Genomic DNA, 21,944 nt, shown 5'->3' on the forward strand with positions numbered 1-21,944 from the left:
CGTCGAAACAATGACCGCTCTCGCTCACCCAAGACCACCTGCCTTCGTCCTCGCCCTCACGTGCTCCCGCCCCCAAGCAAACGCCGCCACGCGCACAAGCCTGCGGCTCGTTCTCGTCGGGCCCCACCGCGCCACTTGTTCCGCATCCGCCCGCGTCGCTCTCGCCATCGCCGCGAGCGTCAGCTTCACGGCCGCCCGCCCATGCAGAGCGCAAGGAGCGCCTTCTGCACATGCAGCCTGTTCTCGGCCTCGTCAAACACCACCGAGTGGGGACCGTCTATCACCTCTTCAGTGACCTCGTAGCCGCGGTCCGCCGGGAGACAGTGCATATAGATGGAGTCCTCCGCGGTGAGCCTCATGCGCCTCTCGTCGCATATCCAGTCGGTGTATTTCTTCGCGATGGCCATGGACTCGTCCTTGTCCTGGGTCGTCATGAGCGCACCCCAGCTCTTCGGGTAGACCACGTGCGCCCCCTCGAAGGCCGCGTCCATGTCATGGACGACCTCAAACTTGACCCCGGCCTGCCTGGCATTGTCCTGGGCTTGTTTCATGACCTCTGGCATCAGCTCGAATCCCGGCGGATGAGCTAGGGTCACGTCCATACCGAACCTCGTCATGAGGAGGATGAGCGATTGGGGAACGGACATGGGCTTCATGTAGCTCGGAGCATATGCCCACGACATCACGAATTTTCGCCCGCGCATCTCGCCGGGGAACTTCTCCCTTATGGTCATGAGGTCCCCGAGCGCCTGGCAAGGGTGGTAGATGTCACACTGCATGTTGAAAACGGGGACCCTCGACCACTTCGCGACCTCACGTATGTACTTGTTGCCTATTCCGAAGAAGCAGTTCCTTATGGCGATGCCGTGGCCGTACCTGCTGAGCACCATTGCCGTGTCCTTGGCGGACTCTCCGTGGCTTATCTGGAGCTTGTCAGGCGTGAGATCGTGGGCGTGCCCGCCCAGCTGGGTCATCCCGGCTTCGAACGAGTTCCGCGTCCTGGTGGACTGCTCGAAGAACATCATGAAAAGAGTCTTGTCTTGCAGGTAACGGTGGGGCACTCCCATGGCGAAGAGTTTCTTGAGGTCCCACGCTACGTCCAGTACCATCTCCAGCTCTTCCAGCGTCCACTCCTGGGTCGTGATGAAATGCTTGCCGCGCAACAGCGAGTGCACAGCGCGTTCCTCCTCTCTCCCTTTCTCTCCCTTGCCGTCAATGGGTTGGCGTCACCGGCGCGTCACGACGTCACTTCCCGGTAGACCGCCGGGAAAGCGGCGTAGAGCATGGCCGATTTCACGAGATGTTCCACGCTGACCTGGTCGTCCACGGAATGAGAGTGTCTCTCCTCGCCCGGCCCGAATCCGATGGTGGGAATGCCAAGCCTGCCCATGGTGGCGGAGCCATCTGTAGCAAACACCCACTTGCCTGTACGGGGCCTCTCGCCGAAGAGCACCTCGGCGCACCTCACGCCCGCTTGCACGAGCGGGTGGCCCTCATCCAAGGACCATGCCGGGAATGACTTCTCCCACCTTGCGCGGTACCCGGTGTGGCTCATAGAGTCGTAAGTGAACAGGCTCACCTCGGCATCCTCCGCCCCGGGAAGGGAGCGGATCTCTTCGATGCACGATTCGGCGGTCTCTCCCACGGTCATCCGCCTGTCCACGCAGATCGTGCACTCGTCCGGCACTACGTTGAGCGACCCGGTCTTGCACTCGATGAACGTCACCGCGACGGTGCCGCGCCCGAGAAATGGGTCATCCTTCAACCTCGAGTTTAGAGCCTCTATCCCTGCCACTATCGGCATCATCCTGTAGACGGCGTTCACCCCGCGCTCGGGTGCGCTCGCATGGCATGACCTGCCCTTCGTGGTCACCTTGATCTCGCACCGGCCGCGGTGTCCCCGGTGGACTTGAAGGTTGGTGCACTCCCCCAACACCACGCACTCAGGCGCGATCCCCTGAGTGGTGATCATCTCATGAACCGCCCACCCGTCGCACTCCTCCTCCTGCACGACCCCGGCTACGTACAAAGTCACGTCATCGGGCAGGAGGCCGAGGTCTCTCATCGCCCTCGCGCCCCACACCATGCACGCTATGGCCGCCTTGTTGTCGGAAGCGCCCCGTCCATATATCACGCCGTCCTCGTACTTGCCCTCGAACGGATCCCATCTCCACGCCAAGCGGTCTCCAACTCCCACCGTGTCGATGTGGGAGTCGTACAGTATCTTGCGTGGCCCGGCACCCATGGTGCCGATGACGTTGCCGATCGCGTCTATCCTCACGTCATCGAACCCGGCCCTTGCCATCTCGTCGCGGATCCTTCGGATGCACGCCCCCTCATTCGTGCTGGTGCTAGGTATGGCGATGAGCTCCCGTAGGAAGGCAGCGATGTGCTCCCTGTACCTCTCCACGGCTTCCCTCAGCTTCCGCGCTCTCTCCCTGTCCATGGCGTCGCAGTTCAAATCCATACCTCCCTCTACCCCTTCCTCGACTCCTCCGGCCCACGCATCTCGCGCAAGCCGAGGCCTTCCGTCGCGGCCGGAACGAAGCGCCCCCATCCCGGCGTCCCGACGAACTGGCCGTTCGCCCATACGACCCGTCCACGTACCATGGTTATCTTGGACACGCCCTCGACCCGCATTCCCTCGTAGGGCGTGTATCCCGCCCGTGAAACCACGCCCTGTGCGCCGATCGTGCGAGCGCATCCGGGATCGAAGACAACGATGTCCGCGTCAGAACCCGGGGCGATCGTCCCTTTCCGGGGATAGAGCCCGAACAGCCTCGCCGGGTTGTACGAGAGCATCCTCACCATGTCAGGGAGAGCCATGCCGCGCCGCACCACGCCCTCATGGTAGACCAGGGGAAGCAGGGTCTCGACCCCGGGCACCCCCGGCAGGACGTCGAAGCAAGTTGCGCCCATGGTCTTCTGCTCCCGCGTGAACGCACAGTGATCAGTGGCTATGACGTCTATCTCGCCGCCAAGGACGGCGTCCCAGAGCGCAGCCGTATCCGCCGCCGTTCGGAGAGGCGGTGTCATGATGAATTCCCGAGCAGTGTCGCCAAGGTAGACCTCCTGGGTCAAGAGGAGATAGTGCGGACACGTCTCAGCATACACGTGGTAGCCCAGTCGTCGTGCCTCTCGGACCGCATCGAGCCCGGCCGCGCTGGAGACATGCACGAAATACACGGGGATACCGGCGCTTCCGAGCCGCGCGGCAACGTCTCGAATTGCCATCGCCTCCGCTTCCGGCGGACGCGACTTTGAGTGCACCGACGGCGACGTCCTCGCCTGAGCTCGGAGCGCGGATTCAAGACGTTCCACGGTGTCATTGTCCTCAGCATGGACCGTGACGAGGAGCCCCGCCTTGCTCGCCGCGTCTGACACGGCCAGGAAGTCCGCGTCTTCCAGGAGGTAGCCGGCGGACCGGTACGTCGTGAAGAGCTTGACAGCCCCCACCCCCATCCTCGCGAGCTCAGCCATCTCGCGCGGGAGGTCCGCAGGCGCTTTCGTCACGGTCATGTGCAAGGCGAAATCCACTGCAGCGCTCGCCCCCGCTTCGTCGACGCGCGCCCGCGCCGAGGTCGTCATCGGGACCCCTGGCACCTCGTCCGCGAAGTCAACGACGCACGTCACGCCTCCGCTCGCCGCGGCCTGCGTGCCGGACGCGAAGTCATCAGCGGTGACCGCGCCGCGCGATCGGAGGGCGAAATGGGTATGCGCGTCTATGACTCCGGGGAGCACGTACTTGCCTGACGCGTCCAAGACCACGGCCTCTGGAGTTGCGGGCGCGTCATCACCGACGAAGACGATCTTCCCGCCGTCCACAGCCACGTCCGAGCGGGACTCCCCGTCCGCCGTCACCACGGTCCCACCTCTGATGAGGAAGTCCACGTGGACCCTCCCCCCTTTCCGCATGCCCCAGGCGCGCCGTCGCTATCGCGATATCCTCGTGCCGCTCATGCCATCGAGGGCTTCCAGGCACTTGTCGAGTGACGCGATGATCGAAGTCCCGCCGGCCGAAGCGAAGTTCACGGACGCCTGAACCTTCGGGCCCATGCTTCCCGCCTTGAAGTGCCCTTCAGCCATGTAGCGCCTGGCTTCCTCGATGGTCATGCTGTCCAAGGACACCTGCGACGGCGTGCGGTAGTTCAGCGCGACCTTCTCCACGTCCGTCAGGATCAGAAGCACGTCGGCACCGATGTCCGTCGCGAGTTTGGCGCTAGCTAGATCCTTGTCGATCACCGCCTCGACACCGCGCAACGTATCTCCCTCTTTGATGACGGGGATGCCTCCGCCGCCCGCCGCGATGACGACCTCGCCGCTGTCGAGGAGGCTCTCTATGGCACGTCTCTCGAATATCTGCACGGGGAGGGGCGATGGAACGACCTTGCGCCACCCGCGGCCCGCGTCCTCCTTCCACACCTCGCCCCGTTCCGCCATGAAACGTCTCGCCTCTTCTTCAGAGTAGAACGGGCCTATCGGTTTGGTAGGGTTGGAGAAGGCGGGGTCAGCGGGGTCCACCACCACCTGCGTGAGCACGGTGATCACCGAGGCACGGAGCCCCGCGCGCACGATCTCATTGTGCATGGCTTGCTGGATCATGTAGCCGATGAGTCCTTGGCTTTCTGCGCCGCACACGTCTAGCGGCATCGCCGGGACGATGTCGCGCGCCGTGTGGTTCTGGATGAGGATGTTCCCGACCTGCGGCCCGTTGCCATGGGTGATGACCACCCTGTTGCCCCTTTTCAGGAGCTGGACGATGCTTCCACACGTGGACCTGACGTTGGCCATCTGTTGCTCAGGCGTGCCCTTCTCACCGGGTTTCAGAATGGCGTTGCCACCGAGCGCAACAACGATCGTCGTCTGCACCTTGCCCTCTCCTCCCCCGGATGTCCGGTCAATGGGTCCTGAGGACACCTGCTCTTCAGGAACGCGTCTCGCTCTCCCCGCCGACCCTTCCGGCTCCGCCGAGCTGCCCCCAACGGAACGGCCCGATTGGCCTAGAACGCCGGCGGTGTAATGGCCGAGATGAACACGAGATCCTTCTCTCCCACGCTCGTGATCCTGTGTGGGATCGCGCAATAGTAATAGATGCTGTCCCCTTCCTCGAGGTGGTAGCGCTCGCCGCCCACCTCAATGTCCATGGCCCCCTGAAGCACCACAGTGCACTCCTCGCCGGGATGCGCCAAGGGTTCATCGCACGTGGAGGTGCCGGGCTCGAGCGTGGCCATCATGACCTCCATCTGCCTGTTGAGATCCGGCGACAGTAGCTCGAACGCCAAATGAGACCTCGGGAACTTCAGAGTCTTGCGGCTGTCCTTCCTGACTACGGGACTATACCCGTCTGAGTCGAGCAGGAAGTAGAATATCGGAACATCCAGCGCCTCCGCGATCTTGCGGAGCGACGTTATGGACGGCTCGGCCACGTCTCTCTCGACCTGGCTCAAGAAGCTCGCGGTGAGCCCGGTCAGAGCCGCCAGCTCGCTCAAGCTCTTGCCCTGTTCTCGACGTTTCTCACGTATCTTCCTCCCGAGCAACGTCATTCCCCCTGCACTAGAAGATCTCGGGCACGCGCCTCGAGGATCGGCCCCAGTTCCTCGATGCCCGTCCCAACCTCGATGGGAGGCGGCGCCGCCCGCTCAGCGTTGACTATGTCTTTGAGCCCGTTGCCGGTTGCTATGATGACCACAGTCTCTTCACGACCTATGATGCGGCTTTCCAAGCCGGCGCAGAGACCCGCGAGGCTCGCGGCGCCCGCAGGCTCGCTGAAGACACCGGTCGTCGAACCCAGCAGCCTCATGGCGCGGAGGATCTCGTCGTCCGGCACGGCGATCATGTCTCCCCCCGACAGGCGCACCGCTTTCAGGGCTTTCGCCGGATTGCGCGGCACGCCAACGGCGATGCTGTCTGCCACGGTGTCCTCGGGCCACGGACGGACGCTGTCGGCGCCGGACTTGAAAGCCTCAACGAGCGGCCGGCATCCCGCGGCCTGAACGCCGAGGATGCGCGGGATATGCGTTATCAACCCGGTCCTGTGGAAGTCATGAAAGCCCTTGTACACGCCTGCTACGGTGCAGCCGTCGCCGACGGAAACGACCACCCAATCGGGCGCACGCCAGCCGAGCTGCTCGCAAATCTCGAAGCTCACGGTCTTCTTGCCCTCGACGAGGTAAGGGTTGATGGCCGCGTTGCGGTTGTACCAGCCCCACCTCTCGATGGCCACCGCCGACAGCGAGAAAGTGTCTCCGTAAGAGCCGTCCACTGAGACGACGGTGGCGCCGTATAGGAGCAGCTGCATCAGCTTGCCCCGGGGTGCCCGCCGAGGCACGAAGATGCTCGACCGGAGCCCCATCGAAGCCGCACACCCCGCGAGCGAAGACGCGGCATTCCCCGTGGACGCGCAGGCGACGACGCGCCGGCCGGCCGCTTTCGCCCGGACTGCCGCGATGGCCGATGCCCTGTCCTTGAGCGATCCGGTGGGGTTCACTCCTTCGTCCTTCACGAACAGGGAGCGCGCACCGAGGGCGCGGGCAAGCCGTTTGGCGTCGTAAAGCGGGGTCCACCCGACGCGAAGCGGCGGCTTTTCCCAAGCGGGATCGACCGGCAGGAATGGCAGATAGCGCCACATGGAGCTCTCGCCGGTGGCGGCGAAGCAGTCGCGCCTGAGACGGGCGCGTCTCGCGTCCCGCCCGCTGTGCCTCCCCATCCTGTCCATCGCGCCCGCAATGACGTCATAGTCGTATACGACATCCAGGATGCCTTCAGTTCCGCAGGACGGGCATGTGAGCGCGCCGCCACGTTCCTCGACGACTCCGCAGCACGAGGTGCACTCGAGGTGCCTTATGTGTTCCACCCGCCGTCCTCCCGGAATGCCCACGAACACCCCCTGACAGGAGAATCCAAGCTCAGGAGGGGATGTTTAGCGTGGCTTAACACTAGAGTACATATTCAATTCACATTGAAGAGATCCTTCTATTTCAGGAATGTTTTCGCGCTCTGATCGCAAGAGGCTTTTTCCTCTTCCCATCTCGGAGTTCGAGGCGAGGAATCCGGAAGGATGTTGGCGTTCATAGCGCCGATGCTATGCGCGGCGTCATTCCGCGGGGATCCCTGCGTCCACGCACTGCGACCACCCCGCTTCCACACCTAGTGATACCACGAGATGGCCGAACGAAACAAGGCACGGGCGCGGCCGCTGGGTCAAGACGCAGCCTGTGTATCTCGCAAGGCCTGCACAGCCAGCGCGCACTCAATGCGCTTCTTCTGGATGGCGCACGCCACGGGATCAGGGATGAGGATGTCCCCCGACGACGCGTATGCGCTTGCATGACACCCGCCACTGCAGATGAACCTGGCCCAGCACGCTGCGCATCCCCGCTTCGTGTAAACGTGGGCGCCCCGGAACCTCTCCACGAGCGCGCGGTCGGTCTCTCCCCTGAATACGTCGCCCATGAGGAAGTCGCGTCGTCCCACGAACTGGTGGCAAGGGTAGATGCCTCCGTCGGGCGCCACGGCCAGATAGTCCACACCCGCGCCGCAGCCCGAAAGGCGTCGCGCAAGGCACGGACCGCCTTCGAGATCGACGTTGAAATGATAGAAAGAAAACCCGCTTCCCCGGCGCTGTCGCTCCACGAAAAGCTCCGCCAGGCGTTCATACTCGCGGCCGATGGCATCGAGGTCCTCCATGCGGATCCCATACGATGCGTCGCGCGCCCCAACCACGGGCTCCACTGATATGCTGAGGCAGCCAAGGTCCGCAAGGTGCAAGACGTCGGACGCGAAGTCCAGGTTCGCCCTGGTATAGGTGCCCCGCACGAAGTACGACTCAGGCCGGCGGCTCGCAACGAACCGCTTCACTCTGGGGACCACCTCATCGTAGCTACCGCCGCCGCCCGGCGCGACGCGCATCCTGTCGTGCGTCTCCCTTCGTCCGTCGAGGCTTAGCACCACGAGCATGTCGTTTTCGTTGAGAAAGCGGGCCACGTCATCGTCGAGGAGGACTGCGTTGGTGGTCAAAGTGAAATCGATACGCTTCCCGAGGCGGTCAGCCTCCGCCCGCCCGTACTCTACGGTGGACTTCACCACGCTGAAATTGAGGAGAGGCTCGCCGCCGAAGAAGTCCACGTTGAGATTGCGGCGCTTGCCCGACCGGGCGAGCAAGAAGTCCATCGCGGCACGCGCCACCCGCTCGGGCATGAGTTCCCTCGTCATGCCGAAGCTCCCGGTCTTGCCGAAGCAATACCGGCACCTGAGGTTGCAATCATGCGCCACGTGTAGGCAAAGGGCTTTGACGAGGACCTCGCCCGCGGGCTCGTACGGCTCGTCAGGGGCAAAGGGAGGAGACAGCCGGCCGGTGGACACCATCTCGTCGATCTCGTCGTACGCTTCCGCCACCGCCTGCTCCGTATGAACGGACCCGAGCTTTCGGATGACCTCGTCTCTCGAGCCCCGGTCTCTCGAGCCCCCGTAAGCCGCGGCTACATCGGCGGCCACTTCGTCTAGCTCGTGGAGACCGCCTGTCTTCACATCGAGAAGCAGGTTCACTCCGAGCACCGAGAAAACGTGCCAATTGGCCTCCTTGAGCACTCCATACGATCCCACGGCGTCCCGCGTTTCGCTCAGAGCGTCCCCTACGTTCCGAGCCACTCGAGGTTCGCCAGCGCCTCCGGTCTGTCCGGCCCCTCCGGTCTCCCCGTCCGTTCCGGCCTTTCCGGCCCGCCGACCCATCCTCGTTTGCCGCGCCGCGCCGTCACCCTGGCCCGCCGCGCATCCGCGCCCCGCGGCAGTCTCTCGTTGACGCTGTCGCCAGAGGTCCTGCGAGCTCACTTCCCGCGCTGCCTGCACACCTGATTGCCGACGGTGCACGATGTCTTGCACGCCGACTGGCACGACGCCTGACACTCCTTGCAGCCGCCCGTGGCAAGGCCGGCCTTGGTGGATCCTGCGCTCACCGTGCGAATGTGCTTCATCGAGCCCTTCCGCGTCACTCCGATCACGTTCCCTTCGCTATGTACTGCCGAGGCACCGCGCACTTCTGTGCGATGTGCCACATGTGCGATGTGCCACACCATTGATCGCCAGTGCCGGACACGCGTCCCCGGGTCCGGCCTACTCCCAGGTCAAGGCGGCTCGGTACCCCGCTCCCAAACGGAAACCCGGGATGTTCCACGGAACATTATAGCATCAGCCTCTTCTCCTGCGAAAGCCACTGGCTCAAATTTCCCCAGCAACCGCGCGTACGGACGTTGTCCACCCCGCGCCGTGAGGCTATAATTGTCCCAGAATCATCGGGACCCTCGATTCTCGATCGAGTGAGCAGCAGCGTCGGCCAAAGGCCGCGTGATGCATCCCTGCGAGCGGCGTGACTCGGTGAGGCCTCGCCACGCTTCGGCGCGTCTCTTGCAGCATGGCGCCACGGCACTGCCGCTCGGCCGCCCGTCGAGATCGCCACGGAATCCCAAATCACAAGCTGGGAGGCAGGAGCTCATGTCATCGGCCACACAGTCCCCGTCGCCATCGCGGCGCATGCGAGGGTTCGTCCAACTCGCCGACCCGAAGATATGGGTCGCGTCCACTGTTCCCATGTTCGCGGCGGGCGCGCTCGCGTACGCGGACACGGGCCGCTTCGCTGTGGGATGGTTCGTGCTCACCCTCATCGGGATCTACGCGGTGGAAGTGGGTAAGAACGCCGTAAACGAGGTGGTGGACTGGCGCTCCGGCGCGGACAGGTTCGTGTCCCCCGAGGACGCCACTCCGTTCTCGGGTGGCAAGAAGACCATAACCGGCGGCTTGCTGTCAGAGCGGGACGCCGTGTGGATAGCCGTGGGCAGCTTCTCAGTGGCCGCGATCGTCGGTGCGGCCATAGGCTTCCTCCGAACCCCCCACGCCTTCTGGATCGCGGCGCTCGGCGGATTCCTGGCTCTCGCGTACAGCGCGCCGCCCCTCTCCTTCTGCTACCGTGGTCTGGGAGAGCTCGTCGTAGGGGTGACCTTCGGCCCGCTCCTGTCGCTCGGCACGTACGTGGTCCTGGCTCAGGAGCTTTCAGCCAGGCCTCTCGCGCTCGGCGTGCCTCTCGGCATCCTGATAGCGACGGTCCTCTGGATCAACGAATTCCCTGACTTCCAGGCGGACAAGCGAGCGAACAAGCGAAATCTCGTCGTTCGCTTGGGGAAGGCAAGGGCGAGGGTGGTGTACGCCTGGCTCCTCGGCAGCGCAGAGCTGGCAGTGGTCGGCGTCGCCGCGTATTTTGGCAACCCGTGGGCCATTCTCGGCCTGGCGGGAGGCATCGAGGCGTTCCGCGCCGCGAGGGTGTGTTGGCTTGCGTACGATTCCACTCAGGAACTCGTACCGGCCAACGCCGGCACGGTGAAGACCTACATCCTCACGGGCGCCGGGCTCATCGCAGGGATGTTGATGGGCCGGTGGTTGCCATCGTAGTTGCCCCTTCGCTGCAGGTCGGCTAGCGCCGATGAGGTCTCGCTCGCTGCGATCGACCAGCCACGCTCGGCTCGCCAAACTCACATCCTTGAGGCCGAGGACGCGTTGTGCGCGACATCCGCACGGGTAACACCTGCGAGGCGTTCTCGGCCCCAGCTCAGTCCCGGCTCGCGGCCTCCGGCCACCGCCCTCTGTTCTGGCGTCTGGGGTTTGCACACTGCTCGGAGGCCGCGTCCTCGTTGCCGCCATGAACCCGTGTCCCAGGGCACAGGCGACTGCGTTGCGGCCCTGGGACTAGGACCAGTCGTGCGCGCGCACCCATCCTATGGACACAAGGCACCCCGCGACGTAGAGCACAATGCCCGCGCCGGCCACCAGCAAGGGGAGCCACACGGATCGCCCCAGGGTCGCCGCCCAGGCGGGCGCCTGCACTTGCGCGCGCCCGATAGCAGCGGACACGGCCATTGCGACTGCGAACACGCCCAACATCACCATGCGGTTGTAAGCAGCCGCCCTCGCATATCCGAGGCAGAAGAACATCGCGAGGTACACCGCCAGGACGACCAGGAGCACTCCGAAGAACGAGGCCACCGAGAGAAAACTCCCCAGGACCAGGCTCGAGGTGACCACCGCGTCCCCCGGCGCCGCCCACGTCCCGACCCTCGGAGCGATGATCCCCTGGGCGACCACGGCAAGCCCTCCGGAAAACACCGCGAAGACGACGGCCACCATGAACGTCGACAGGAATTTGCTTGTCACGATGGCCGCGTCAGAGAGAGGCAGCCCCTTCAGGAACAGGAGCGCCCGGTTCTTGTCCTCGTCGTAGGTGGACCTGATCGCGTACCCGTACACCGAGAGAGTCATCTGGAGTGCGACCACCGCGCCGACATCCTTCAGCGCGAAAGCGAGACTCGTCGCGATCACCGCCCCGACCACCAGGTAGAAAGCCAACATCCTCCTGCCCTGGATTAGGTCCTTCCACACGAGGTCTAGCACGCTTCATTCCCCCTCACGATCGCCACCAAGATGTCGTCCAGTGAGACTGGGAGCACGCGCGGCTTCGTACCCGCGAGACTGCGGATCTCCCTTTCAACGTCTTCAGAGAAGGCGGACGTTATACCCGTGAACGTTAGGTCCTCGATCTTGTGCGCTGCAAACGCCCTGCCGAGGGTCCCGCGCACGGCTCGTTCCACCTTCGCCCGGGCTTCGGCGACAGCCCTCTCGAGATGGGCGGGGTCGCGCGCTCCACCGTCCTCAGGCAGCAAGGGAAGCGGAAAGGAGACCCTCTTCCATCTGGCGAGCACGTCGTCTTTCACGTCCGAGATGACGACCTTTCCCTCGTTGATGAACGTAACGTAATCCGCGACCTTCTCAACGTCCTGGGTGATGTGGGTCGAGAAGAACACGCTTCGCCTCTCGTCCTGGATGACCGACATGAGCTCCGACAGGACGTCATGGCGCACGACCGGGTCCAGCCCGCTCGTCGGCTCGTCGAGTATGAGGAGCTCTGGCCGGTGCGAGAGGGCGAGGGCAAGTCCGAGCTTCACCTTCATGCCCTTGGAAAGCGACTTCACGGGCTTGGAGCGCTCGATCCCAAACCTCTCCAGGGTCGAGGCGTAAAGGCGGCCGTCCCATGTCGGATAGTACTTGGCGACGAAGGCACCAAGCCATGCTGGAGTGACCTCCTGGTAGAAGTGGGGCTCTTCGCCCAGGTAGCCAATGTGCCTTTTCACCTCGGTCTCGCAAGTCACGTGGTCAAGGCCGAGCACCGCGACGGTGCCTGCGGACTTCCTCACCATGTTCATGATTATCTTGATGGTCGTGCTCTTCCCCGCGCCGTTTGGTCCGATGAACCCCATGATGTACCCCCTGGGCAGCACGAAAGACACTTCCTTCAGCTCGAACTTGGGGTACCGCTTGCCCACGCCCGACAGCGCGAGCGCGGGGGCATCGGGGTCCCCGGAGCCCTTTGCTAACGCCGCGGCTCTCATTGCCGCTGCCTTCGTTCCCCTCGCGTTCTCGTCCACCGTTGCTCCCCCGCGCGTGGTCGCCGTCGCTTGCGTTCTCACACCCATCAATCCATCGCCTCCCTGACAAGTCGCAGGAACTCCTCGTCGGTGACTCCGCTTCCCCGCGCCTCTGCCACGATCTCCGAAAGCCGCTCCCGGAGGGATCGCACTCGAATCTCCTTCAGGCGCCCCGCGTCCAAATCCGCCACGAACGAGCCCAAGCCCGCCCGCGTCACTATGATCCCCTCCGCCTCGAGCTCCGCGTAGGCTCTCTTCGTCGTTATCACGCTCGTTCCCACCTGCTCAGCGAGCTGACGAATTGACGGCAGGCTTCCGCCCGCCGCAAGCTCGCCTGACAGCACTTTCTCTCTTATCTGGTCCACTATTTGCTTGTACAAGGGCACGGGGTTGTTGTATGAGATGGCTATGTGCATCGCTTCACGCTCTGTGTATATCGTCTATACACAGTATAGACACACTGCTGGCAGAAGTCAATAGTGGAACGGACGTTGGTGGGGAGCCGTTGCTTCGAGGTTGAGGCGCTGCTTTGATACTTCTGTGCTTTGATGCTTCTGATCGAGCCGACTCGAGTCGACTCGAGATGCCCAGCACACTTGATTGAGCGCAAGGCGGTGCGAAGCCCGTCAAGCCCGGTCCTGAACGTCAAGCGCCTTCACGAATGTCAAGCACCTTCACGCCGTACGGTTCCAGAGCGAGTTCGAGCGAACAGAGATCACTTCCGCGCACGCTCGCAGGGCATGGAGACAACTGTCCCCTCAGGGCCCGCATGACGTACACGGCTTCATGGTCTATGCCCGCAAGACGGCCGCCAGGCGCTGCCAACTTCGTGCGGACCAGTTCGCCTGTGAAGTTGAGCGCCACCAGGACACGACTGCGACCGTGCTCCCTGTAATAGGCAAGACCGGCGTCTTCCCTGGTCATGTCGAGGAAAGTGAGCGATCCGCGCCGCAGGGCGGGAGTGTGCCGCCTCATGTTGCACAGATCCCTGTACATGGCGATAACGACAGGGTCACCGGCTTCCCATCGAATCTTGAAGGGATCGAACAGCGACGGCCTCTCCTCTTCGCCTATCTCCTGCCCATTGTATATGAGAGGAATCCCGTCAAGGGTGAAAAGGCAGGTCGCCGCGACCTCGTAGCCCCTGCGCCCGAGCGTATGCATCGCCCGAAGCTGGTCATGGTTTTCGAGGTAGCGTAACCTCAACGAGTCCATCGGGAACGAACGTCGGTCGTTTTCTATCAAGTCCTTGACCGCTCTGGCTGGGAGCCCGCTTGACAGGACCTGTTCAAGGATCTTGGGAAGAGTCTCCTCGTAAGTGACGTCGAAGGCGGCCGCATTGTGAGCCGGCTCGTGCGACTCCGCCAGCAGGAGCGCGTCGGGTTTGACAGCCTTCAGAGCCCGCCTCGCCGCCCTCCAGAAGTCCGTGGGCACGAGCGCCGCCACGTCGCACCGGTACCCGTCTATGTCGAACTCCTCCACGTAGTGGCGCATAACCTTAATCATGTAGCCCCGTAGCTCGGCGCTGGTGTAGTCGAAGGCGACCACGTCATCCCAGCCGAATCCCGCACATTGGATGTTGCCGTGCGCGTCCCTCCGATACCACTCGGGGTGCGCCACGGTCAGGGGGCAATCGAGCGCGCTGTGATTGGCGACGAAGTCCATGATGACCCGAATGCCGTGGTCGTGCGCGGTCCTCACGAGCCGGCTGAGGTCCTCCGGAGTCCCAAGGTCAGGGTGTATGCTCAGGTAATCGTAGATGGCGTATGGGCTTCCGAGACTCCCTTTTCGTCCGCGCCTACCGATATCGTGAATCGGCATGAGCCAAATGCACGTGGCACCCAGGTCCGCGATACGGGGGATCCCCCTCGTCACGCCCTCGAGGTTGCCTTCATCGCTGAAGACCCGCGGAAACACCTCATAGATCACGGCATCGCGCACCCAGTCAGGGCTTGTGACCGCCTTGAACCTTCCGAATCCGCAGGCCTCCTGCCGCGGCGCCGGAGTGCGCACCTCCCCGCCTGGCGCGACTTCCACCACGGAGTTCACCGTGCCGTGCTCGTTGAGCATCATGCACGGGTTGTGCGGATCGCGCGTCCACTCTCCGTCCACGACGAACTTGTACTCGTGCGCTCCCTCTCCCAACGGAACGACGGTCTCCCACACTCCGTTGGAATGCCTGCACATCTCCCAGTCCGTCGCCTGCCAGTTGTTGAACTCGCCGGCGATGTAAGCCCGAGAGGCGCGCGGGTTGAAATAACGAAACTTGACCCCACGGCTTGCGCGCGCGGGGCCGAGCCCTTCGAAGACCTCGCCCAACTTCCTGCCTCCTCCCACCACACGGGCCGGAGCGTCAAGGCATAGCCCGCATCCGGCATTTTCATTATAGCGGCGAGCCTGGACGCTGGGCAAAAGAACATTCTTCCTCACTTTCCGAACGTGCGGGACATCATCTGTCCCGCCTGGCCTCTCTGAGGCTTCGAGCCATCACTCCCACCGCCAGAACCTTGCGGCAACGATGAAGGAAACGACGGCCCACGCTACGAGGACTCCGACGTCAGTAGCCGGGCTGTACTCCGGAGGCGCCGCCACCATGATCTGGCGGAGAAGGTCTCCGAGATAGCTGAGCGGCATGGCCCTCACCACAGGACGCAGGAACGACGGCATTATCTCGATGGGGAAGAAGATTCCGGAGAGGAACATCATTGGGAACTGGACGATCTGCACGAACCCCACCCCGGCCTCCTCGGTCTTGGGGAATGCCGCGATCATGTAGCCCATGCTCACAAACGTGAGCGCCCCCAACAGCACCGCGCCAAGGAGAGCGGGCCAGCTGCCGAGGATCTTGACGCGGAACACCGTGTATCCTATCACGACGATGAGAACGGTTTGGATGAGGGCCATCGTTATTCTCACTACGACCTCCGACACTAGGAGCAGCCCTCTCCTCAAAGGTGTCGCGCCGAGGCTCTTGAGCACCTTCTGCTCGCGCAGGCTCACCGCGCGCATCGCGCCGAACAACCCCAACTGCATGAGGGCCATGGCCAAGATGCCGGGGAGGATGAAGTCCACCATGCGCAGATCAGCGCTCTCCACCGGCTGCGCCACGACCTGGAGGATCCTGGGCCTGCCGGTCATGCGCCTTTCCGCCTCGTCGAGGATCTGCTCCACGACAGGCACGAGGACCTGCCTGGCCGTGGGCTTTGTTTCGTTGTAGTACACGCGCACTTCGAGGGGTTCACCGCCGCCCATCAGCGCTGCGAAGGAAGGCGAGGGCACCTCCACCACCAGGCTCCTCTCGCCCTTCTTGAGGGCTTGAAGCTCGCTCTCCCTATCCCCCGTGTGGGTCCTGAAGACCGGGACCGACTTGGCTCCCTCGAGCAACCCTTCACCCAGTGGGTTTCCCGAATCACACACGATCCCCACGTCGTACGTGGAAGTCCCTTCGTTTGAGAATATGAAGCCGAAGAGCAATATGAAGATCACCGGAAAGAGCAAGAACCAGAACAGGCTCATCTTGTCGCGTCCGATATCCCGCGCGTTGGCGAGCACGAGCTGCCAGAAGGTCCTCATCACTCTCGTATCCTCCTTCCCGTGAGCTTCAGGAACACGTCCTCAAGCGTGGCTCGCCTCACTATGACGTCGTCCAGGTGGAAGCCCCCGTCCGTCGAGAGCTGCATCAGTGCGGCCATAGTAGCCGGCACGTCGCGCGTGTAGAGCGTGGCGCTGTTCCCGCTGCAGCGAGCGCGGCTCACTCCCGGCAATCTTCCGAGCGTCTCATCGTCGGCTGATAGGGAATTGGAGAACTCGATGGCCTGCTCCTGAGAATGCTGGGCGATCAAATCCGCAGGGGAGCCGAACGCAATGACCTTGCCGCGATCCAGGACCGCCACCCTGTCGCACAGCCTCTCAGCCTCGTCCATGTAGTGGGTGGTCAGGAAGACCGTCTTGCCGCGGCTGCGGATGCTCCGTATGACATCCCACAAGCTTCGCCTCGCCTGAGGGTCGAGCCCGGTCGTGGGCTCGTCCAGGAACACCAAGTCCGCGTCGTTCACCATCGCGATGGCCACCCCGAGCCGTTGCGTCTGCCCGCCCGAGAGGGCTCGCACCATCGTGCCCGCCTTCGCAGTAAGGCCGACCTGCTCGATGACGTCGTCCACGGGAACGGTTCGCCGATAGAAGCTGGCAAAGAGCGTCATGACCTCTTTCACCGTGAGACGAGGGTACAGTCCGCGCGCCTGCAACTGCACTCCTATGCGCGAGCGCACCTCCCTGCCTTGCCTCGCGGGGTCCATGCCCAGCACCTGCACGTCACCGGCGTCGCGCGAACGAAGCCCTACAAGGATCTCCACTGTCGTGGTTTTGCCCGCCCCGTTGGGGCCGAGCATGCCGAATACCTGGCCGCACTCTACCCTGAGATCGAGGCCGTCAACCGCCACAGTCCTGCCGTAAGCCTTGGTGAGGCCCGAAACGACCACAGCGTCCTCCATCCTCATCCCCCTTTCCCAATGTCTTCTCGGGCGTCTTCGCGGACGCACGCGCCCCGCTGTGCGGCGCTCACCGCCGCGTTCAGCTCTCTCGCCCGTCGTCGTCGCCCCTCATATCGCGGCTGCACCGGAATTCGTCCCTCGTGATCCCCATGATGATCTCGTCCCAGTACCTACCGTCATAGAAGCGCTGTTCGCGGATGCGCCCTTCTTCCTTGAAACCGCAACTCAGATAGCACCGTCGCCCGCGCTCGTTGTACTCGAAAACACGCAGGTTCACCTTGTGCATGTTGAGGAAGTTGAAGGCGAAACCCAGTGCCAGCTTGATCGCCTCCCTGCCTATGCCCTTTCCAAGGAGATCTTCGCGGCCTATGACGATGCCGAGCTCGCAATGGCGGTTCCTGTAATCGATGTTGTGAAGTCCCACAGAGCCTATGTACTCAAGTTTAGGATCATCCTTCATGGCGATGACGAAGACTCCCTCGTTCGGAACGCCGCGCTGGTGCAGTTGTCGGTCGACGAATTCCGCGGTCTGCTCCGACGACTGCGGGAACAGCGGAAAGGAAAGGTACCGGTTTATGTTCTCGTTGTTCACCCAGCGCTGGACGGCATCCTGGTCTTCGCGCCTGAACTCCCGGAGCACGATCCTCTCGCCGCGCAACATTGGCCGTCTCTCCCTTCGGCGTACTGCGCTAATAGTAGCACAGGTAATCATACCCAGGCAAGAGGGATTCATCTGCGAAAATCCTGAAGACTGACGCGGCTCCACTCAAAGAGATCGCGGCGGCACCGGATGAAGTGAATGTCTGCAGTGGAGGAGGCGAGGTTCGCGGCGCAAGGAGGAGATGAGGTCTTGGTGTCACTCGAAGGAGGAAGGCACGCAGGACGAGGGTGTGAGGAACATGCTGTCCTGGACAGCCGTGACGGGCGGGACTCACCCGAACGGCGTCAAACGGTGGCGAACGTCAAACGGTGGCAAGCAGTGTCGAACGGCCTGGCACGATGTCGCAAGGCCTGGCGCGGCCTCGCGCGGCCTAGCGCGGCCTCGCGCGGCTTCGGACGACAGCTGACGGCCTCGCACGATGGCGGACGGCAGCGCACGGCGACGCGCGGCAGCGCTCGTCGGCGGGCGGCAGCGGGCGACGATGGGTATCGCCGCCCGCCGCGTGCGCCGCTGCACGGAGCAGCCCGCAAGCTGCTATAGACTCCGGAAACCCTCAAGAGGGGGCCCCCTTTCATACGCATGAGCACACGCATGAGCATACGCATGAGGCTCAGAAGCCGCCCCCTCAAGGCTGGACGCCGAAGTGGTCCGCGATACCGAGGTAGATGTAGTATCCCTCGCGCCACGTGTAACCCATGTCCCTGAGCCGCGCCTCCTGATACGGGTTGCTGATGTAGGACGCTTCCGTCAGGATCGACGGCATCCACGTGTTTCTGAGCACGTAGAAGTTAGCGGTGCGCGCCCCTCCATCGGGAAGCCCAAGCCCAGCGACGAGCCTCCGGTGGACGTCGTTACGGAGATCGAGAGCGGTTGCGCCGGCGTACGTGTATGCGTACGTCTCGGTCGCGTTGTAGCTCTGATTGTACGAGGCATTGTGATGGACAGAGATGAATCTGTCAGCGCCCCACTCGTTCGCCGCTGTGGTCCTCTCACCGAGGGTCACGTCGACGTCGCCGGTCCGTGACATCTTCACGGTGGCGCCGCCGTACTCGACGAGGCAGTTCCGCAAGGCCGTCGCCACCCGAAGGTTCACGTCGGCCTCGCGCAGCCCGGAGGGTCCTATGGCGCCGGGCTCTGGTCCGCCGTGCCCGGGGTCGATGAAGATCTTCACTCCCTGAAGCCCGCCGCGCGCGAACGCCGCAGGCGACGCGACCGCCAAGGTCAGCGCGGCGGTCAACGCCGCAGCGCACACCGCAATCGCTCTCGCCCTGCCAACTCCTGTCGTAACCACTCTGACCGTGCGCTCTACCATCATGCTTCTCAATCTCACTCCCACTCGCTTCGTCTTCAGCCGTTTCGTCTTCCCTCATCCCGTCTTCACTCATTTCGTCTTGACTCGCTTCGTCCGCACTCGCTTAGTCGCCCCTGCTCGGCCCCGCCCCCGGTCAGGTCCGCGAGTCCCTCCCTCGCCTCCTCCACCGCGTCCGCTGCGCCTCCACGGGGGCGGCGTACCGGCCTAGACATCTCAGGTCCGTGGACGAGGCGTGCGAGGAGCCCGCCGGGCCTTCCCCGACAGCCCCGAACCGCCTCAAGCGAACAGCCACGAGTCTCGCGGAACTTCCTCGGAGGCCCACAGGGGGGCCGGACACCTCAGAAGTTGATGGCCAAGCCGGCCGTGAGCCTGCCGTAGCTCCTTCCTGTCTCGGTCCACCAATGCTCGTACCACGCCCTGGCGCTGGTGTTCGGGCTGAGCTCTCTTGTTAGCCTCACAGACACGGCCAGAGTGGGCGTGATGTCCGCCTGAGCGAAGCTGCTCTCTTGCTCCCCGTTCTCGGGAGATCCGCCGTGCGCCGCGGCCTCGTCGACGAACCTCAGCCAAGTCACACCCACGCTCGCCTCCGTGTCGCCGGATACTCGCCGGTCGTAGCCGATCGAAAGGCCCTCGGTGTTCTGGTCAAACGGAAGGCCCTGCCCGCCGGAGCGCGAAGCTACGCTAGAGTAGTACGGCGCGAACCTCGGCGCGATCCTCCCATACGACAGCGTGAGCCTGTGGACAGGCGTATTCAAGATATCTGCCCTGACGGCGAGAGCGGGCACCCATCCATCCGTGCGGAACTCAGGATATAGGGTGGAACTCGATCTGAAAAGCGCCGCCTCAGCCGCGATCGACCGGCCGAGCGCGTCCAAGGAGACATCCACGGACACGCCGGACTCGTCCCCAAGACCGCTGACGAGGTATGTCAGCGCCATGGACGCGTGCTCCCACGGCCTTTCCACCCTCAACGCCAGGAGGTCATCAGCCCGCGTGACGAACGAGCTATTGTAGTAGTAGCCCGAGCTCAGCCTGGCCCACACCCCGGTGAAAGCCAGGCCGTGCGCCGCGACGTCCGCGTATACGCCCTCGGGCGCCTCGAGATCGGTCCTGCCGAGGAGCCCGATGGGACCCAATGAGAACCTGCGCTTTCCCGCAGAGACCTGAAAGCCCCGGCCGGCGTACCTCGCCCAGGCCTCGTCGACCAGAAGAGGACGCGCCATTGCGGGCATCCACGGGCTCGCGTCGCTGGGGCTGCCCACGCCCCAGAACCCCTGCATTGAGAGACGGGCGAACGCCTGGATGCTCTCACCGAACCTCGCGTCGACCATCAGATCCAGGTCCTGCCCGATGCTGGGGAGCGTGATGCCGGACGGCCTCGGCGGCAAGTAGTCATCGCCGGGGTTCGTGCCTGTATCGGCGTCCGTGTCAGCGTCGCCGTCCGTGCCTGTTTCGGCGTCCGTGCCTGGCTCGCCGCCCGTGCTAGGGTCGCCGTCCGCGCCAGCACCGCTGTCCGCGCCGGCGTCGCCCGAGCCCCCAGGATCCTCTGGTCCAGCGGGGATCTCGCCGAGGAACACCTCAGCGGTGACAGCCAGCGTTCCGCCTATGTAGAGGAGCGGGCTCCCCTCTCCCTTGACCACGACGCGCCCCGGACTCGCGCCCACCCCCTCGTACTGCGTTTGACGCCCCGATCGAAGGCTGTCTTCTCCCCCCGCTCCGGCGATCGCGGCGGCGGGCAGCGCAGTCATGAGAGCGAGCACGACCACGCACGTTCGCAGGAACCGTGCGACCCGTCTCTCGGGCAGCCGAATGGTTCTCGTAAGGGGACTGAAACGAGGAGCGCCACGCTTCGATCTCGACCTCATGATGGCACGATCATCCTCTTCCGTCATATGATGCGTTCGCCTTCCGAGCCTGCGTCAGCGCGAAAGCACGCAGTCCCGGAAGGCGCATTTCCACCCGCTATTTCGCTGCCGTCCCCCGCAGATCCTGCTTAGGGCGCAGTCCTGCCGCCAGGGAATGACAGGAAGAGGGCCAGGCGCATCGCCCGGTCGCGCCCGTCCGAAATCATAGGGCGCGCCGCGGCGGGACACAATAGACGCAAGACGGGTACGGGTCCCAATCCGGACCGGAAAGCCACCCCGCTTACGAAAGGAGAGCTCGTGACGTGGACAACAGGATAATGTGCAGCGTGAGCAACTGCCACTACTGGAAGAACGGCAACATCTGCGGTGCGTCTCAGATCATGGTCACCTCAGACAGGCTAGCCCAGCAGAAGCCGGATAGTTTCGACGCTCCGCAGGCGTCAACGGCACCGCCAACCCCCGCGGGAAGGTGTGAGGAGACCTGCTGCAAGACGTTTGTCCAGAAAGGGTCGGACAAGACCCACGTTGACAGCGTGCAGCGCATGTGAGCGGGCACCTTGCTCTCCCGCTAGCGGCCCTCCTGCTGGCGGCGTCGGCCGGGGCTCTCCCCTCTCCAGATTCGCCTCCACGGCTGATCGAGCGGGGCCCAAAGCCCCGGCGCCCGCCTCGAACAGTGCCGGCTCCGAACCGACCGCGCTGGACCTTCACGGCTGCACCGTCACCCAGTTGCGGCGATGGCCGGAGCGGAAACGCAGGACCTGTCGCGTCAGGAGGCCGCAGCCAGGCGACGGGCGACGCAAACGAAAAACGCGCCAGCACGGGTGTGCTGGCGCAACTGTCGCTCCGGCCCTAATGACTAGTGCCCGGGATCGAGCCTGGGCGCTGAGCCGTACCAGCCTTCGCTGCGCGTTACAAAGGCGGTACAAAGGATGGTGCCCGGGACGAGACTTGAACTCGTACGGGGGTTACCCACACGCCCCTCAAACGTGCGCGTCTGCCATTTCCGCCACCCGGGCACATACCTCAAGCGTATTGAGCTTTCTATGTCAATGATTATAGTCCGCTCATCGCGAAATGTCAACACACGTTCAGCCGTCTGTCGTCGGCCTGTGATAATGTCACCCTGTAAGCGGTCTGAGAAAATGTCACCCC

Annotated in this window: 20 protein-coding genes and 1 tRNA gene; 2 read left to right on the forward strand and 19 right to left on the reverse strand. The window is 63.8% G+C overall.

What is annotated here, in order from left to right; genetic code table 11:
- Positions 1–24 precede the first annotated feature (24 nt).
- The 9 genes from NUW12_08930 to scfA form a co-directional block, all read right to left on the reverse strand.
- Positions 25–189, reverse strand: a complete 165-nt coding sequence (locus NUW12_08930) for a hypothetical protein (GenBank protein ID MCR4402889.1) — start codon at positions 187–189, stop codon at positions 25–27.
- A complete protein-coding gene (locus NUW12_08935; protein ID MCR4402890.1) occupies positions 186–1,175 on the reverse strand; it encodes an ornithine carbamoyltransferase in 990 nt (329 codons plus the stop codon). Before NUW12_08935 ends, NUW12_08930 begins: the two co-directional genes overlap by 4 nt.
- Before the next feature lie 62 nt (positions 1,176–1,237).
- Positions 1,238–2,467: a YgeY family selenium metabolism-linked hydrolase gene (locus tag NUW12_08940; GenBank protein ID MCR4402891.1), complete on the reverse strand. Its 1,230-nt coding sequence runs from the start codon at positions 2,465–2,467 to the stop codon at positions 1,238–1,240.
- A gap of 8 nt (positions 2,468–2,475) precedes the next feature.
- Complete coding sequence (gene hydA / locus NUW12_08945; GenBank protein ID MCR4402892.1) at positions 2,476–3,891, reverse strand: dihydropyrimidinase; 1,416 nt, start codon at positions 3,889–3,891, stop codon at positions 2,476–2,478.
- Positions 3,892–3,933: 42 nt separating this feature from the next.
- Positions 3,934–4,869, reverse strand: coding sequence for a carbamate kinase (gene arcC / locus NUW12_08950; protein ID MCR4402893.1), 936 nt, complete (start codon positions 4,867–4,869; stop codon positions 3,934–3,936).
- Between the two features lie 131 nt (positions 4,870–5,000).
- Positions 5,001–5,537 carry a cupin domain-containing protein gene (locus NUW12_08955; protein MCR4402894.1) on the reverse strand — a complete coding sequence of 179 codons (537 nt, stop codon included), beginning with the start codon at positions 5,535–5,537 and terminating at the stop codon, positions 5,001–5,003.
- Positions 5,538–5,539: 2 nt separating this feature from the next.
- Positions 5,540–6,844 carry a threonine synthase gene (gene thrC / locus NUW12_08960; protein MCR4402895.1) on the reverse strand — a complete coding sequence of 435 codons (1,305 nt, stop codon included), beginning with the start codon at positions 6,842–6,844 and terminating at the stop codon, positions 5,540–5,542.
- Between the two features lie 356 nt (positions 6,845–7,200).
- The gene (scfB, locus tag NUW12_08965) at positions 7,201–8,889 is read right to left on the reverse strand and encodes a thioether cross-link-forming SCIFF peptide maturase (GenBank protein ID MCR4402896.1); all 1,689 of its coding nucleotides are present in this window, start codon (positions 8,887–8,889) and stop codon (positions 7,201–7,203) included.
- Entirely contained in the window at positions 8,823–8,969 is a 147-nt protein-coding gene (scfA, locus tag NUW12_08970; protein ID MCR4402897.1) for a six-cysteine ranthipeptide SCIFF, read from the reverse strand. The genes scfB and scfA overlap by 67 nt, the downstream gene beginning before the upstream one ends.
- Positions 8,970–9,486: 517 nt before the next feature.
- On the opposite strand from scfA, the gene NUW12_08975 reads away from it, so the two are divergent.
- Complete coding sequence (locus tag NUW12_08975; GenBank protein ID MCR4402898.1) at positions 9,487–10,437, forward strand: prenyltransferase; 951 nt, start codon at positions 9,487–9,489, stop codon at positions 10,435–10,437.
- A gap of 294 nt (positions 10,438–10,731) precedes the next feature.
- Here NUW12_08975 and NUW12_08980 read toward each other — a convergent pair whose 3' ends face one another.
- From NUW12_08980 to NUW12_09020, 9 genes are all read right to left on the reverse strand, one after another.
- Complete coding sequence (locus NUW12_08980) at positions 10,732–11,433, reverse strand: ABC-2 transporter permease (protein MCR4402899.1); 702 nt, start codon at positions 11,431–11,433, stop codon at positions 10,732–10,734.
- Complete coding sequence (locus NUW12_08985) at positions 11,427–12,512, reverse strand: ABC transporter ATP-binding protein (GenBank protein ID MCR4402900.1); 1,086 nt, start codon at positions 12,510–12,512, stop codon at positions 11,427–11,429. Before NUW12_08985 ends, NUW12_08980 begins: the two co-directional genes overlap by 7 nt.
- On the reverse strand, positions 12,512–12,880 hold the full coding sequence (locus NUW12_08990) for a GntR family transcriptional regulator (protein ID MCR4402901.1): 369 nt from the start codon (positions 12,878–12,880) through the stop codon (positions 12,512–12,514). The genes NUW12_08985 and NUW12_08990 overlap by 1 nt, the downstream gene beginning before the upstream one ends.
- Positions 12,881–13,109: 229 nt before the next feature.
- On the reverse strand, positions 13,110–14,783 hold the full coding sequence (locus NUW12_08995; GenBank protein MCR4402902.1) for an alpha-amylase family glycosyl hydrolase: 1,674 nt from the start codon (positions 14,781–14,783) through the stop codon (positions 13,110–13,112).
- A gap of 168 nt (positions 14,784–14,951) precedes the next feature.
- Positions 14,952–16,037 carry an ABC transporter permease gene (locus tag NUW12_09000; GenBank protein ID MCR4402903.1) on the reverse strand — a complete coding sequence of 362 codons (1,086 nt, stop codon included), beginning with the start codon at positions 16,035–16,037 and terminating at the stop codon, positions 14,952–14,954.
- Positions 16,037–16,954 (reverse strand): ABC transporter ATP-binding protein, encoded by a 918-nt coding sequence (locus tag NUW12_09005; GenBank protein ID MCR4402904.1) that lies wholly within the window; start codon positions 16,952–16,954, stop codon positions 16,037–16,039. Before NUW12_09005 ends, NUW12_09000 begins: the two co-directional genes overlap by 1 nt.
- Before the next feature lie 79 nt (positions 16,955–17,033).
- Positions 17,034–17,615, reverse strand: a complete 582-nt coding sequence (locus NUW12_09010; GenBank protein MCR4402905.1) for a GNAT family N-acetyltransferase — start codon at positions 17,613–17,615, stop codon at positions 17,034–17,036.
- A gap of 625 nt (positions 17,616–18,240) precedes the next feature.
- The gene (locus NUW12_09015; GenBank protein ID MCR4402906.1) at positions 18,241–18,930 is read right to left on the reverse strand and encodes an N-acetylmuramoyl-L-alanine amidase; all 690 of its coding nucleotides are present in this window, start codon (positions 18,928–18,930) and stop codon (positions 18,241–18,243) included.
- Positions 18,931–19,265: 335 nt separating this feature from the next.
- Positions 19,266–20,792: a hypothetical protein gene (locus NUW12_09020; protein ID MCR4402907.1), complete on the reverse strand. Its 1,527-nt coding sequence runs from the start codon at positions 20,790–20,792 to the stop codon at positions 19,266–19,268.
- A gap of 302 nt (positions 20,793–21,094) precedes the next feature.
- Here NUW12_09020 and NUW12_09025 point away from each other — a divergent pair, with 302 nt between their 5' ends.
- The gene (locus NUW12_09025; GenBank protein ID MCR4402908.1) at positions 21,095–21,340 is read left to right on the forward strand and encodes a DUF1540 domain-containing protein; all 246 of its coding nucleotides are present in this window, start codon (positions 21,095–21,097) and stop codon (positions 21,338–21,340) included.
- Positions 21,341–21,722: 382 nt separating this feature from the next.
- Here NUW12_09025 and NUW12_09030 read toward each other — a convergent pair.
- A tRNA-Leu gene (locus tag NUW12_09030) sits at positions 21,723–21,808 on the reverse strand.
- Positions 21,809–21,944: the final 136 nt, after the last annotated feature.

Source organism: Bacillota bacterium (assembly GCA_024653485.1).
Lineage (GTDB): Bacteria > Bacillota > SHA-98 > UBA4971 > UBA4971 > UBA6256.

Excerpts from the sequence above, each read along its gene's own strand:
- NUW12_09010 (MCR4402905.1), bottom strand. The coding sequence starts at position 17,615 with ATGTTGCGCGGCGAGAGGATCGTGCTCCGGGAGTTCAGGCGCGAAGAC.
- NUW12_09000 (MCR4402903.1), bottom strand. The coding sequence starts at position 16,037 with ATGAGGACCTTCTGGCAGCTCGTGCTCGCCAACGCGCGGGATATCGGA.
- scfA (MCR4402897.1), bottom strand. The coding sequence starts at position 8,969 with ATGAAGCACATTCGCACGGTGAGCGCAGGATCCACCAAGGCCGGCCTT.
- NUW12_09020 (MCR4402907.1), bottom strand. The coding sequence starts at position 20,792 with ATGAGGTCGAGATCGAAGCGTGGCGCTCCTCGTTTCAGTCCCCTTACG.
- NUW12_09005 (MCR4402904.1), bottom strand. The coding sequence starts at position 16,954 with ATGGAGGACGCTGTGGTCGTTTCGGGCCTCACCAAGGCTTACGGCAGG.
- NUW12_08940 (MCR4402891.1), bottom strand. The coding sequence starts at position 2,467 with ATGGATTTGAACTGCGACGCCATGGACAGGGAGAGAGCGCGGAAGCTG.
- NUW12_09015 (MCR4402906.1), bottom strand. The coding sequence starts at position 18,930 with ATGATGGTAGAGCGCACGGTCAGAGTGGTTACGACAGGAGTTGGCAGG.
- NUW12_08985 (MCR4402900.1), bottom strand. The coding sequence starts at position 12,512 with ATGGGTGTGAGAACGCAAGCGACGGCGACCACGCGCGGGGGAGCAACG.
- NUW12_08990 (MCR4402901.1), bottom strand. The coding sequence starts at position 12,880 with ATGCACATAGCCATCTCATACAACAACCCCGTGCCCTTGTACAAGCAA.
- NUW12_08975 (MCR4402898.1), top strand. The coding sequence starts at position 9,487 with ATGTCATCGGCCACACAGTCCCCGTCGCCATCGCGGCGCATGCGAGGG.